The organism is Lactobacillus acetotolerans DSM 20749 = JCM 3825 (genome assembly GCF_001436775.1).
Taxonomy (GTDB): Bacteria; Bacillota; Bacilli; order Lactobacillales; family Lactobacillaceae; genus Lactobacillus; species Lactobacillus acetotolerans.
Window position 1 is genome coordinate 1 of the sequence record NZ_AYZC01000005.1, and the last position, 13702, is coordinate 13702.

Annotated in this window: 13 protein-coding genes; 8 read left to right on the forward strand and 5 right to left on the reverse strand. The window is 34.9% G+C overall.

Annotated elements, in window-relative coordinates; all coding sequences use genetic code 11:
- Window positions 1-139 precede the first annotated feature (139 nt).
- On the reverse strand, window positions 140-268 hold the full coding sequence (locus tag FC77_RS08330) for an SPJ_0845 family protein (protein WP_253727356.1): 129 nt from the start codon (window positions 266-268) through the stop codon (window positions 140-142).
- Window positions 269-421: 153 nt separating this feature from the next.
- Here FC77_RS08330 and FC77_RS01490 point away from each other — a divergent pair, with 153 nt between their 5' ends.
- Together FC77_RS01490 and FC77_RS01495 are read left to right on the forward strand one after the other, a co-directional pair.
- Complete coding sequence (locus FC77_RS01490; RefSeq protein ID WP_225723695.1) at window positions 422-1357, forward strand: YczE/YyaS/YitT family protein; 936 nt, start codon at window positions 422-424, stop codon at window positions 1355-1357.
- Between the two features lie 126 nt (window positions 1358-1483).
- Window positions 1484-1807, forward strand: coding sequence for a heavy metal-binding domain-containing protein (locus FC77_RS01495; protein WP_056969775.1), 324 nt, complete (start codon window positions 1484-1486; stop codon window positions 1805-1807).
- Between the two features lie 52 nt (window positions 1808-1859).
- Here FC77_RS01495 and FC77_RS01500 read toward each other — a convergent pair whose 3' ends face one another.
- From FC77_RS01500 to FC77_RS01510, 3 genes are all read right to left on the reverse strand, one after another.
- Window positions 1860-2789, reverse strand: a complete 930-nt coding sequence (locus FC77_RS01500) for a nucleoside hydrolase (protein WP_056969776.1) — start codon at window positions 2787-2789, stop codon at window positions 1860-1862.
- 135 nt (window positions 2790-2924) lie between these two features.
- Entirely contained in the window at window positions 2925-4442 is a 1518-nt protein-coding gene (locus tag FC77_RS01505) for a 6-phospho-beta-glucosidase (protein ID WP_056969778.1), read from the reverse strand.
- A 30-nt stretch (window positions 4443-4472) separates the two neighbouring features.
- Window positions 4473-5339: an ROK family protein gene (locus FC77_RS01510; protein ID WP_056969780.1), complete on the reverse strand. Its 867-nt coding sequence runs from the start codon at window positions 5337-5339 to the stop codon at window positions 4473-4475.
- A gap of 200 nt (window positions 5340-5539) precedes the next feature.
- Between FC77_RS01510 and coaBC the strand changes: the two genes are divergently transcribed.
- Genes coaBC through FC77_RS01530 form a run of 4 tightly spaced genes read left to right on the forward strand, consistent with a single transcriptional unit; the run spans window position 5540 to window position 9524 of the window.
- On the forward strand, window positions 5540-6733 hold the full coding sequence (coaBC, locus tag FC77_RS01515) for a bifunctional phosphopantothenoylcysteine decarboxylase/phosphopantothenate--cysteine ligase CoaBC (RefSeq protein WP_056969782.1): 1194 nt from the start codon (window positions 5540-5542) through the stop codon (window positions 6731-6733).
- A 36-nt stretch (window positions 6734-6769) separates the two neighbouring features.
- The gene (gene yidA, locus FC77_RS01520; RefSeq protein ID WP_056969784.1) at window positions 6770-7579 is read left to right on the forward strand and encodes a sugar-phosphatase; all 810 of its coding nucleotides are present in this window, start codon (window positions 6770-6772) and stop codon (window positions 7577-7579) included.
- 13 nt (window positions 7580-7592) lie between these two features.
- Complete coding sequence (locus FC77_RS01525) at window positions 7593-8561, forward strand: amidohydrolase family protein (RefSeq protein ID WP_056969786.1); 969 nt, start codon at window positions 7593-7595, stop codon at window positions 8559-8561.
- Between the two features lie 6 nt (window positions 8562-8567).
- Window positions 8568-9524 carry an NAD(P)-dependent oxidoreductase gene (locus FC77_RS01530; RefSeq protein ID WP_056969788.1) on the forward strand — a complete coding sequence of 319 codons (957 nt, stop codon included), beginning with the start codon at window positions 8568-8570 and terminating at the stop codon, window positions 9522-9524.
- A gap of 77 nt (window positions 9525-9601) precedes the next feature.
- Here FC77_RS01530 and FC77_RS01535 read toward each other — a convergent pair whose 3' ends face one another.
- A complete protein-coding gene (locus FC77_RS01535) occupies window positions 9602-10270 on the reverse strand; it encodes a hypothetical protein (RefSeq protein WP_056969790.1) in 669 nt (222 codons plus the stop codon).
- A 224-nt stretch (window positions 10271-10494) separates the two neighbouring features.
- Here FC77_RS01535 and uvrC point away from each other — a divergent pair, with 224 nt between their 5' ends.
- On the forward strand, window positions 10495-12297 hold the full coding sequence (gene uvrC / locus FC77_RS01540; RefSeq protein ID WP_056969792.1) for an excinuclease ABC subunit UvrC: 1803 nt from the start codon (window positions 10495-10497) through the stop codon (window positions 12295-12297).
- An 84-nt stretch (window positions 12298-12381) separates the two neighbouring features.
- Window positions 12382-13686, forward strand: coding sequence for a GTPase ObgE (gene obgE, locus FC77_RS01545; RefSeq protein ID WP_056969794.1), 1305 nt, complete (start codon window positions 12382-12384; stop codon window positions 13684-13686).
- Window positions 13687-13702 lie beyond the last annotated feature (16 nt).

Below are 13702 nucleotides of genomic sequence, written 5' to 3' on the forward strand. Positions count from 1 at the left end.
AACATTGGCTTCATGACCTATTTGAATCAGTGTTGCACTTAATTTGATAATTCAGGGAAATTTTATTTTTAAATTATCATAAAGAAAAAAACCAGTTCATTTCAATGAACCGGCAAAAGTATTTTTATTCATTACTAATTTATTTTTTATCTTTGTTTTTCTTTTTATTCTTGTCTTTATTTCGAGCTGTCTTTTTTGGATCAGGTACAACAGCAAATTTATCAAGCTTTTTATCTAAATCGTCTTGTTTTTGAAAAGTTAGTCCCATATTCACTCTTCCTTTCCTTTTCTTCAATTATATAAGAAATTTTGCTTTTCTACTAGTGTTTTCTTTTTTGCTTTTATATCGTATATTTGTCAATTAGTTTAAATTCTTTTATAATGCGTATTATATTGTTACTTAAAGAAAGAAGAGAATAATTTGCATAAACCCAAGTCATGGTCCAATTTATTATTAAAAACTTTAATGTCCTTTATTGGTATTACCATTTTATCAATCGGGACGACTTTTCTTCGTGGTGGTAATGTTGGATTAGATCCTTTTACCGCTGTTAATACCGGTGTTTCAGATAAATTAGGAATAGGATTAGGAATTTACCAACTGACTGTCAATATTGTCCTTTTTATTTTTGTAATCTGGTTAGATAGGGGACAAATCGGAATCGGAACCATTTTAAATATGGTTTTGGTTGGATTCGAAATTCAGTGGTTTACTGGTATATATCATAATCTATTTGGTTATAAAACAAGTTTTCTAATAGTCGCAGCAGATACGATTATTGGTTTGCTATTGTTTACATTGGGATCATCATTATATATGGCACCTTCGCTTGGAGTGGCACCGTATGATGCAATTGCTCCAATTGTTTCTAAAAAAACTAAATTATCGTATAAAACCGCTAGAGTAATTCAAGATATATTATTTATGATAGCAGCTGTTGTATTTACAGGACCTGTTGGTTTTGCCACAATTATCGTTGCCTTCTTTACGGGACCGTTAATTTCTTGGTGGAATGAACATCTATCCGATCCAATTGTTGCAGTAATAGATGATGCTACCAAGCCTAAGGACGAAAGTAAACAAGCAACAGTTACCACATTACTTTCACATTTAGGCAGAAGAACTTATCATACAGTTACCAATGCATTTGAAACGACCGGTACTTTAAGAAAAGATATTAAGACTTACTCAACTTCTGAATTAAGGAGCCAATTAAAAATAGTTCGTAGGAATATGAGAAATTCCAGGGAAATGTATCAATCATTTGTCGAACAATATAACTTAATTGAAGGCGAACTTAAGAAACGAATTAATAAGGCTAATAAAAAGAAAAAAGTAACTGGTGTAGCAAAATAAAATAAATTGAACTAGCTTCAGAATGAATTTTTAGGCCAGTTTTTTTATTAAATAAGTTGATTGAATTTTGTTAATCTTTCTAGTATTGTTAAACTAATTTAATGTATATGAAAGGGTAAATTAATTATGGCAGATATTTTAGTAACTACTACCGAGCATATTCCTAATCAAAATTACGAAATTATTGGGGATGTCTATGGTGTGATCACTCAATCTCGGAATGCAATTTCAGATGCCGGGGCTAATTTTAAGAGCTTTGTCGGTGGTGAAATTAAAGGTTATACTAAAATGTTGAGACGTTCGCGTGATGAAGCAATTAATCGAATGAAAAAAGAAGCGGAAAAGATGGATGCCGATGCTGTTGTTATGATGCGGTTTGACAATGGTTCTATTGGGAAAGATATGCAGTCAGTTGTAGCTTATGGGACTGCCGTAAAATATATTGATTAAAAAAGCGGGAATTGGATAAAAATCTAATTCCTGCTTTTAATTTCTTGAATAATTATTTTGTTCTTTCAAGAATAGAATCCATTTTGTTAAAGAATAAATTCTTATTAGCTCGAGTTACTAGTGTAATTTCACGTCCATTTTTATCTTCTTCGAATCGGCCGGCTGCTAATCCTTCAGTAAGTACCTTAGCTTTAACTCGGCGTGTTTCAACGATTTGCGGATAAAGTGCACTCATAGTTGTTAAAACATCCCATAAATATAATTGAGAATCTGGATTGGAGACAATTAAACTGTAACCCTGTCCAATTAAATCCATTGCAGGAAAGCGGCGTAAACTTGCCCAGTGCAACTTCAATTTATTGTTGAGTGGTAATTCTTCTGTACTTTCAAGGCCAACCATTTGAATATCAATATTTGATTCCAAAACCCGTTTAACGGCGTAGGGATCCCAGAAAGCATTCCATTCCTGGGTTCCGTCAGCGTTGACCATAACAACGTTACCATGGCCGTCAAGTGATCCTCCCATCCAATATAATTTAGCAATTTTATTTTCAATACTTGGATCGGTATCTAATGCTCTTGCTAAATCGGTTAATGGTCCAGTCATCACTAAGATAACAGATTTATCAGCTTTTTTTAGTTTATCAATCATATCTAAATGGGCAGGTAATTTTGCCTGTGGTGTAGTAATTTTACCTGCTTCATTTAAGATGGGAAGAGAATTAAACGAATAAGCAGCTGTTCGCCATTCAGTAGGAAATTGATTAACGGCACGTGAAGTTGATTTTGCTACTGTTAATTTATCATTACGCAAATTAAAACGATCTGTCATTTTACGGCAAGCTTCTACAGCTGGGTCGATATAACCATCGGCATCAATTGCACTTACACCTAATAATTTAATGTCCGGAGCTTGCAGTAGAAGCAGGTAGGAAACTAAATCATCGATATTACCATCATGGTTAAAATAGATTTCTTTCATAGATATACCTTTCACGAAAATAATATGTTTTATTTTATTGTAACAGTTAGATTTTAAAGTCGCTAAAAAAATATTTAATAAATGAAAATAGAGATTATTAACTACCTGCAATAATCTCTATTGTTACTTTTAAAATTAATCTAATTTTTTACCATTTGATGCAATTACTTTCTTATACCAGTAAAATGAATCTTTTCGTGAACGCTTTAAAGTCCCTTTGCCAGCGTCATTCTTGTCAACGTAAATAAAACCGTAGCGTTTATCCATTTGACCGGTGCCCGCAGATACTAAATCAATTGGTCCCCATGGAAGATACCCCATTAAGTTAACGCCATCAAGTTCGACTGCTTTTTCCATTTCAGAAATGTGTTTCTTTAAGTAATCGATTCTATAATCATCATGAATTGAGCCATCCGCTTCAACTTTATCATAGGCACCTAAGCCATTTTCAACGATAAATAATGGTTTGTGATAACGGTCGGTTAATTGATTCAATGCAATTCTTAATCCTTCCGGATCAATTTCCCAACCCCAATCACTACGCTTTAGAGTTGGATTTTTAGTAACTGCCTTAGACAGGTCAGTTAAATCATCAGGTTTAACTTTTTTAGAAGAAACTGTCGTTGTTTGGTAATAGCTGAAAGCAACATAGTCAACAGTACCTTCTTGTAAGACGATCCGATCCTCATCAGTAATATCAGGCCGGTATCCGTTTCTTTCAATGTATGCTTCAACTGCATTTGGATATTTGCCAAATACGTGGACGTCAGAAAACCAATCACGTCGTTGTTCAAATTTATCGGCTAAGAGCACATCATCTGAGGATGGAGTTAATGGACGAACAGGGGAGTAGTTAATCATACAACCAATTTGGAAATTAGGATTGATTTTGTGACCAATTTTAACTGCCAAAGCTGAAGCTACTAACTCATAATGACCAGCTTGGTACATAGCGGCTTCCTTTTCTTTATCGGTCATACCTTTTTTGAATAAAATACCAGAGTTAGTTGCCATTAAAAAATCGTTATTATAGGCGGATTGATTATCTATTTCGTTGAAAGTCATCCAATACTTAACTTTGTTTTTGTAACGTTTGAAGCAAACGGTTGCAAAACGAACGAAGTAATCAATCAATTTACGGTTAGTAAACCCACCGTATTTTTTGACTAAGTGAAACGGAATCTCGAAATGTGAAAGAGTGATTATCGGTTCAATTCCATATTGATTACAGGTATCGAATAAATTATCATAAAATTTCAAACCAGCTTCGTTTGGTTTTTTATCATCACCATTTGGGAAAATTCTGGTCCAAGCAATTGAAGTTCTGAATGCTTTGAATCCCATTTCAGCCATTAATTTGATGTCTTCTTTATAATGATGATAAAAATCAGTTCCTTGATGACTAGGATAATAGTAACCATCTAATATTGTAGGAATAGCACCTTCAGGTAATTTGAATTTTTTACCCCAAACGAGTGGAGTAGCACCTGTTTCGCCATTTGTTTTTTTCCATGTAACTTTACGTGGCTCGGTTGCGGAACCATTGGTTAAAACATCGATAGCATTTAATCCTTTGCCACCTTTATCATAACCACCTTCGTATTGGTTAGCAGCACTTGCGCCACCCCAAGTAAATTTTTTATTTAAAACCATTTTTAAACCTCTTAAAATTTAATCTCTTTCTTAATTATATTCCTGTTCAAAATCAGCAACAGCCCCACGTAAATTAGCATCGCTTTTCAGTCCACAAACAGCTAAATTAGGTTTAATTGTTGCCAAGTTACCCAAGGATTTACAAATTTTCTTAATTTCTTCATTAAGTAATGGTACTAACTTAGGATTGTTTGAAATTCCACCACCAAGAATAATTTTTTCTGGGTCAAAGCTATGTTGTACGTTAAAAATTGCAATTGCAAGGGCATGAAGCAGAGTTTCTCTTTCTTCTTTGGCAATTTTATCTCCTTGATCAGCTAATTCAAAAACGGTTTTACCGTCTATAGATTTACCGGTACGATTATTGTATCGTTTTGCCATCGCCACTGGGGAAGCAATGGTGCTCAATTGTTTATTATCCACCATCATATAACCAAATTCCCCGCCATAAAGGTGAGCACCGTGCCAAATTCTTTGATTAATAATTAAAGCCCCACCGATCCCAGTTCCAATTACAAAGAAAGCCATACTATTGCATCCTTTACCATTGCCAGCTGCTAATTCTCCGAGAGCAGCAGAGTTGGCATCATTTTCAATGCTAACTGGAAGAGCAAAAAGCTTTTCTAATTCATTAACAATTTTAAAGTTATGAATATATGGAAGAGCACTAGATCCACCAATAATTCCGGTCTTTTTGTCAACAGCACCGGGAGAAGAAATTGCTACACCAGAAATTTTATGCTTCTTTTTAATTTTATTTACCTCTTCAGTTAATATTTTATAAAAACAATTTAAATTTTCAGGTGTTTTAACAGCATGTTTATTTTTAAGTTGATTATTTGTCCAAGTTGCAACTTTAATAGTAGTTCCGCCAATATCAAATACGGCTAATTCCATTTTAAAATCTCCATTATAAAATTTATCTTAACAAAATTAATCATAAGTATATATGAAAATGCTGTCAATGAAGAACAGATTGTAATTATTATGCTAGTTTTAATATTATCCATTAATACGCTAGCTTATAATAAGTGATGTAAATTAAAAATGCTAACTTTAAATAATCAATCTATTGATTATTTTTACAGGAGAAGAAAATGAAAATTACAGTGTATTTAACAGGTGGAATAGCTTGTTACAAAGCAGTTGAAGTAGTAAGGGGATTGGAAAAGGCCGGACACAAAGTGCGGATTGTTATGACGAAAAATGCAGAAAAATTCGTCGGTTCTGTGACTTTGGCTTCTTTAACTAAATATCCAGTTTTAGATGATTTATGGACAAAGAAAAATCAGGCGAGTATCCCGCATGTTCACTTAGCACAGTGGACGGAATTAGCAGTAGTTGTGCCAGCTACGGCTAGTTTTATTGCTAAAATAGCAAACGGATTTGCTGACGAAGCTGCTACTACGACTTTTTTAGCTACTTCTGCCCCTAAGTTAATTATTCCAGCGATGAATGATCAGATGTGGAATAATCCAGCTACACAGCGTAATTTAAGCAAACTTAAACTTGATGGCATAAAGATAATGGAACCAGCTGTAGGAGTGTTAGCTGAGGGTTATTCTGCTAAAGGCCGTATGCCTGAACTTAAAAATATTTTGCTTTGGATTGGTAAACAAATAAGACGAGCAAAAAAATTAGCGAACAAAAAGATAATTGTAACTGCAGGTGGAACTTTAGAAGCAATTGATCCTGTTCGTTTTATTGGTAATCGTTCAAGTGGCAAAATGGGGATTGCGATTGCGAAAGCCGCTGCAAATTTAGGTGCTAATGTTACTTTGATTTATGCTAATATCACTGTTTCTTTACCTCACGATCCTTTAATTAAAAATGTTCACGTTGAAAGTACTGAAGATATGCTAAATATAGTTGAAAAATATTTTGTTGATTGTAATGCTTTAATAATGGTTGCGGCTGTTGCTGATTGGCGGGTTAAACGAATAGCTGACCACAAATTAAAGAAAAATGCTAACCAAGATACGTTAAATTTATCTTTAATTAAAACGCCAGATATTCTGAAAACAGTATCTAAGCAAAAGGGAAAAGATCAAATAATTATGGGTTTTGCTGCAGAGACCAACGAACTTTTAAAGAATGCCAGTAAAAAACTCCAAGAAAAAGATGCAGATTATATTATTGCTAATGATGTAAGTCAAAATGTTTTTGGTAATGATCAGGATCAAGTTACAATTTTAAGTAGACATAACACACCGAAAAAATTGAAGAAAATGAGCAAAAATGAAGTAGCTAAATATTTAGTAAATATCATTGTTCAAGAATTTGATAAATAATTGACTGTAAATTATGTTTTAAAGATAGGGAGAAAAATGCCAGATATAAAATTAATTGCAATCGATATTGATGGGACACTTGTTAATTCTAAGAAAGAAATTACCCCCGCAGTTAAGAAATCAGTTTTGACTGCTCAAAGTAAGGGGAAAAAGATTGTTATTTGTACAGGAAGACCACTCTCAGGTGCACAACGATATTTAGATGAACTTGGTCTTAATAAGCAGAATGATCAATTTATAGTAAGTTTTAATGGTGCCGTAGTTGAATCTACTAGTGGGAATGTTATTTTTAAAAAAGGACTTGGCTATCAAGAATATATTGATTTGGAAGCAATTGCGCGAAAATTAAAGTTACACTTTCATGCAGTTAGTTTAGATCGGTTATATACTGCTAATAGAGATATAGGTCACTATACTATTTATAACTCTAGAATTGTTAAGTTAGAAGTATCATATAGAACGCAAGAAGAGATGCGTCATATACCTATTATTAAATGTATGTATATTGATGATCCAGATTATTTAAATAGTAAGATTACTAGTTCACTTTTTGATTCTGTTAAAGATCGTGTTACTTTATCGAAAACAGAACCCTTTTACTTTGAAGCAACTGCAAAAAATATTGATAAGGGAACGGGATTAAAAATTTTGTGTGATCATTTAAATATTAATCCAGAAAACGTGATGGCTTTAGGTGATCAAGCTAATGACATGCCCATGCTTGATTATGCAGGATTAGGTGTTGCGATGGGCAATGCAGTGGAAGTAACCAAGAAAAATGCTGATAAAGTAACAACTGATTGTGATCATGATGGTGTTGCTGTAGCTATTAATAAGTTTTTATAAGGAGGATTTTAGTGTGAAAAGAATAGATGCCCATTTACATTTGGTTCGTAATTTAGCCGGATATAATGCTAAAGGCAGGATTAATGCCTTAGGCGATGGTAAAGTTGTTTGGGATAATGGCATGCATACGCAACTTTTTCCAAAAGGTTGGGGTAATGATAATTTTTTGATTGATTCGGCCTTGAAAGTTATGGACAATGAAGGTATTGGTAAAGCCGTTTTATTGCAAGGCAGTCTATATGGCTTTCAAAATTATTATTCATATCAAGTTGCTAAGAAATACCCTGATCGTTTCATTCCTGCTTTTTCAGTGGATCCTTATGCTAACGATGCTTTGAAGATAGTTCATCGTTATGTGGATCAATTAGGATTTCGTGCTGCCAAATTAGAAATTAGTCAAGGTGGCGGCTTAATGGGATATCATTCTGCTTTTCGCCTGGATCTTGAGCCAAAATGGAGTAAAATTTTTCATTACTTAGCTGATTTCCCCGGGTTCGTCATTACAGTAGATTACGGTGATTACAGCCAGAAATCATATCAGCCTGAAGCAATTGATCATTTAGCAGCAATGTACCCCTATTTAGATTTTGTGGTTTGCCATTTGTCTTTTCCAAATGCAGATCATTTGAAGCGCTTAGCGAATGCTTTAAGCCAGTTTGCTCCACATAAAAATATATACTGTGATCTTTCGGCAATCCAGGATATTGAGAAAGAGCAGGGAACGGGTGCGTATCCATTTCCTCGTTGTCAAATTGATGTTCAATTAGCAAAAGATATTTTAGGAGCCAAAAGATTAATGTGGGGTAGTGATGCACCGTGGTCAGCAACCTTTAATTCTTATCATAATTTAGTATCTTGGCTTGGTGTTAGCGGTATTTTTAATGAAAAAGAATTAGAAGATGTGATGGGAAATAATGCTGAACGAATCTACTTTAAGAAAAATAATGTTTTAGCTTTAAAAAATAGTAGTGAAAAGGAGTAGGTTAAAATGAGTAAGTTAAAAGTATTAGTTTTAGATGCGGTTAGGGAAGACGCAATTATCGACTTAAAAAATAAATTTGATGTGACAATTGCCGCTGGTCCAAAAAATGACCGCAAGTGGGTGCTTGATCATATTGCTCCCTATGATGCTGTAATTACTTCTAAAATGAAGTTTAATCCTGAGATGATTGATGCAGCTAAAAATTTAAAGATTATCTCTACTTATGGTGTTGGCTTTGATCATGTCGATACAGCTTATGCTAAGAAAAAGGGCATTGTGGTTTCTAACTCTCCTAAGAGTGTTCGTCGTCCCACAGCTGAACTTGGTTTAACCTTGATTTTGGCTTGTGCAAGAAGGATTTGTTATTATGACCATACGATTCGTGAAGGCAAATTTATAAGTTCAAATGACTATGCCAACCAAGGATATGATATTGAAGGTAAGACCTTAGCTATTTTTGGTATGGGTCGAATTGGTAAATTATTAGCCTCTTTTGCTAAGATGCTGGGGATGAAGATAATTTATCATAACCGTCACCAAGTAGCACCGAAAATTGAAGAAAAACTTGGGGCAAAGTATGTTGATTTTGATACCTTAATTAAACAAGCAGATTACTTGAGTTTAAACGCGCCGGCAACTCCGCAAACAACTGGAATTATCAGTGCAAAGGTCTTTAAGAAAATGAAAAAGACGGCATTTTTGATTAATATTGCTCGTGGTGCTTTAGTTGATGAAGATGTATTGATAGCTGCTCTTGAAAATAAAGAAATTGCAGGCGCTGGCTTAGATGTGTTTGTAAACCAAAAGAAAGTTGATCCCAAGTTTTATGACTTAGATAACGTTATTTTGACTCCGCACATGGGATCTGCTACTCATGCTGGAAGGTATAATTTGGCTAAAGAATCCGCAGAAAATGTCATCTCTTACTTAAGTGATGGCAAGGCCATTAATCAAGTTAATTAAGTAAAAAGATATAAAGAATAAAATGCATCCCGTCAATCACTAAATTTAGGTGATTTTGAGATGCATTTTTATATTAATTAAATCTTTTTCCAAAGCAATGTTGGTGTGCGAGCGACATTAAGAGTCTTCACATATGATTTAGTTTGCTTAACTGAATTGATAGCTATTTTTCTTTCATTACCATGAAGCTGCTGAGCATCCATTAAAGCTTTATTTAAATAGCGTTGTGATCTTTCTCGATTAACTTTAGTAATAGGAGGTTTACTTCCTAATACATTGATTGCCTTTTTCTCCATTTTAATTACAGGTTGCAATGATTTATCAGTATAATGTTTATTATATAAAGTTGTATCATCAACCCCGCCACGATACTTGCCAGATTTAGAAAATGCTTTATACATTAAGCCATTCTTATATTCCCAAACGCGGTAAACTTTAAAATTAGTCTTATTTTTAATTAGTTTTTTAAGTGTAGAGCGTTTCATATGAGGATTATTAAGACCAGCAACTTTCTTTTGTAGCCCTTGATCAGAATTCCCTGGAGTTAAACGAAAAGTATAACCTTCTTTAGCTAATTGTTGGCTAAGTTTTACATTTTCATGAGTTTTTTTGTTAATAACTTGCTTATTAGTATTAATCTGGTGAGAATTATTTGTTACCGCTGTATTTACTGGCATTGCACTAGCAGAAATCAAAGATAGGGCAGCAATACTTAAATATGTAAGTGTTTTTAAACTGAATTTCATATTAAAAATCTCCTTTTTGCATATGTAAGCTTTTTTACTAAGCAACTATATTGGAATGCAAGTTATGAACTATATGACAAAATTATTACAAATATTTCAAAATGTAATATTATCCTAAAATTATAATTTTTTAATAAATAGCTATCTGTCTGTAAGCTTGTTTAGACCTGTTTTATAGCGATTTGTGTTAAAATTTATAAGGCTATTTCAAGGAGTGATTTTTTTTGGCAACGGAATTAATTGAAAATAAATTAAAACTTTTGCCTGCTAAACCTGGCTGCTATTTAATGAAAGATATTAATGGAACGGTCATTTATGTAGGTAAGTCAAAAAATTTAAAAAGTCGTGTACGTTCTTACTTTAAGAGTAAACAAGTTGGACGCAGGGCAGAACTGGTTCAAGAAATCCGCGATTATGATATTATTACCGTTTCTACTGATAAAGAAGCGTTTCTACTTGAAGTTACTTTAATTAAAAAATATCAACCTTATTATAATGTCCAGTTAAAACAGGGTACTGGCTATCCTTATATTGAGATTACACATGAACGTGATCCGCAGACACGCTTAACTAGTATTGTTCATAAAGATGGTGGATATTACTTTGGCCCGTACCCCAACGTTTATGCTGCACAAGCTACTTTAAAGTTTATTCAGAAAGTCTTCCCATTGAGACGCTGTCATGGTAACGAGGGGCGTCCGTGTCTTTATTACCATATGGGGCAGTGTTTAGGTGCGTGTTTTAAGACGGTGCCGAAGGAAGAATATGATAAGCAAATTAAAAAGATCAAAAGCTTTTTAAACGGGGATATTGCCTGGGTTAAACGTGATTTAACTAAAAAAATGCAAAAGGCATCAAAGAAGCTTGAATTTGAGCGAGCTGCAGAAATTCGAGATCAATTGCGGTACATCGAAGAGACCGTTGAGAAGCAAAAGATTATTTCCAATGATAATACGCAAAGGGATATCTTTAATTTCTACGTTGATAGGTCTTGGATATCTATTCAGGTCTTCTTTTTGCGGCAGGCCAAACTACTTAGAAGGGAAACAAAAATGTTTCCTTTGACGGATACAGAAGATCCAGAGGATGAATTTACTTCATTTATCGTGCAGTTCTATGGGCAACGTAACCGTATTTTACCTAAAGAAGTTTTAGTTCCTGATGGAATTAACAACGAGGCTTTATCTGAAGTAATTAAAGTTCCAGTTAGAACCCCTAAACGGGGACAGAAACGATCTTTGTTAAACATGGCTAAAGATAACGCTAAACTTAAAATTGACGATAAGTTTAGGCTGCTTGAGCTTGGTAACCGTAAAACTAAGGGGGCACAAAAAGAAATTTTTGATGCACTTGGACTACCATACGGTCATGTAATTGAAAGCTTCGACCACTCGCATATTCAAGGTGCCGATCCAGTTTCTGCTTTAGTTGTATTTAAAGATGGCGAGCCAGATAAGACCTCTTACCGTAAATATAAGTTAAAGGGAGCAGTTGAACACCAAAATGGCGGCGACGAAGTTAGAAATACGCGTGAAGTTGTTAGGCGGCGTTATAGCAGGCTTCTTCGTGAACATAAGAAAATGCCGGATCTGATCTTAATGGATGGTGGCCAGATTCAGGTTGATGCCTGTGAAGACGTTTTGCGAAATGAACTTAATCTAAATATTCCTGTTGCAGGGATGGTTAAGGATAATAAACACAGAACGAATCACCTATTATTCGGTGATCCGATCAATGGTGTGCCGTTGAAATTAATTCCAATGGATCCGAAGTCTCAAGGTTTTTACTTAATGACCAGAATTCAAGATGAGGTTCACCGCTTTGCAATTACCTTCCATAGAAGAACTCATGCCAAGAATGCTTTATCAAGCAGGCTCGATTCTATTAAAGGCATTGGCCCAAAGAGCCGTAATAAATTGTTGCGTAATTTTGGCTCACTTAAGAAAATTAAGGGTGCATCAATTGATGAATTGCGAAAAGTCGGTTTATCCTTGGCACAGGCGCAATCAGTGAAGTTAACACTTTGATTAGAATCAAGGAATAGAGACGATTTCTATAGCTTTATGTGGTATAGTAGTAAAGTTGGAAAAGACGGAAAGGAGAATTAGAACATGCCTACTTTTGTTGATCAAACTAAAATTGAAGTTCAAGCCGGTAAAGGCGGAGACGGCATGGTTGCTTTCCGTCACGAAAAATATGTTCCTAATGGTGGACCAGCCGGTGGTGATGGCGGTCGCGGCGGCAGCATCATCTTTGTAGCCGACAGTGGCTTACGTACCTTAATGGATTTTCGTTATCGGAGGAAGTTTAAAGCCGAAGATGGAGAAAAAGGCCGGATTAAATCCCAATATGGCAGGGGCGCGAAAGACCTTTACCTGAAGGTTCCAGTAGGGACTACAGTTTATGACTTTAATAGCAATGAAGAACTTGGCGATCTTATTAAAGACAAGCAAGAATTGGTTGTTGCACATGGTGGCCGTGGTGGTCGTGGCAATATTCACTTTGCCTCGAGTGTTAATACGGCACCAGAAATTGCTGAAAATGGTGAACCAGGCGAAGATCGGGTTTTGCGTCTTGAATTGAAGATGCTGGCCGATGTTGGTTTAGTTGGTTTCCCATCAGTTGGGAAATCAACACTGCTTTCAGTAGTAACTAAGGCTAAGCCCAAAATAGCGGCTTATGCTTTTACCACTTTGACACCTAATTTAGGGATGGTTATCTTGCCTGACGGGCGTGATTTCTCAATCGCTGACTTGCCTGGATTGATTGAAGGTGCAAGTAAAGGTGTAGGATTGGGTATCCAATTCTTACGCCACATTGAAAGAACGAAGGTAATCCTTCACTTAGTTTCAATGGATCCAAATAATGGTCAAAAAGCAATTAATGATTACAAGACAATTAAAGATGAAATGTTGTCTTACGATACTAAGTTATCAAAGAAACGAGAATTAATTGTCGCGACCCAAATGGATCTTCCTGGGTCTGAGGACAAACTTGCTGATTTCAAAAAAGATTTAAAGAGTAATGGGATAAACGAGCCAGTTTATGCTATTTCTAGTGTTGCCCATAAGGGTGTTAAAAAATTAATGCAAGACACTGCTTCTTTGGTTGAAGAGGTTGAAAAAACACAAGTTGTTGCGAAGCCTAAGCCTGTCCATAAAGTTAAAGAATACAAGTACAAGGCACCTAAGAAGAATGAATTTACTGTTGAAAAAGTCGGCGAGCACGAATTTGTGGTTAAGGGTGAAAGCCTGGAACGTTTAGTTGAAATGACAAATCTTGATCATCATGATGGTGTTGTACGTTTAGCTAGGAAGCTTATGCATTTAGGCATAGACGAAGCTTTACGCAAAAAAGGAGCCGTTGATGGTGATGATGTGGCAATTGGTGATTTTAATTTTGAATTTGTGCAATAATTTTAGAGAAGTTTAA

Coding starts and splice junctions, on each gene's coding strand:
- FC77_RS08330 (WP_253727356.1), bottom strand. CDS start 268: ATGGGACTAACTTTTCAAAAACAAGACGATTTAGATAAAAAGCTTGAT.
- FC77_RS01495 (WP_056969775.1), top strand. CDS start 1,484: ATGGCAGATATTTTAGTAACTACTACCGAGCATATTCCTAATCAAAAT.
- FC77_RS01500 (WP_056969776.1), bottom strand. CDS start 2,789: ATGAAAGAAATCTATTTTAACCATGATGGTAATATCGATGATTTAGTT.
- FC77_RS01505 (WP_056969778.1), bottom strand. CDS start 4,442: ATGGTTTTAAATAAAAAATTTACTTGGGGTGGCGCAAGTGCTGCTAAC.
- FC77_RS01510 (WP_056969780.1), bottom strand. CDS start 5,339: ATGGAATTAGCCGTATTTGATATTGGCGGAACTACTATTAAAGTTGCA.
- coaBC (WP_056969782.1), top strand. CDS start 5,540: ATGAAAATTACAGTGTATTTAACAGGTGGAATAGCTTGTTACAAAGCA.
- yidA (WP_056969784.1), top strand. CDS start 6,770: ATGCCAGATATAAAATTAATTGCAATCGATATTGATGGGACACTTGTT.
- FC77_RS01530 (WP_056969788.1), top strand. CDS start 8,568: ATGAGTAAGTTAAAAGTATTAGTTTTAGATGCGGTTAGGGAAGACGCA.
- FC77_RS01535 (WP_056969790.1), bottom strand. CDS start 10,270: ATGAAATTCAGTTTAAAAACACTTACATATTTAAGTATTGCTGCCCTA.
- obgE (WP_056969794.1), top strand. CDS start 12,382: ATGCCTACTTTTGTTGATCAAACTAAAATTGAAGTTCAAGCCGGTAAA.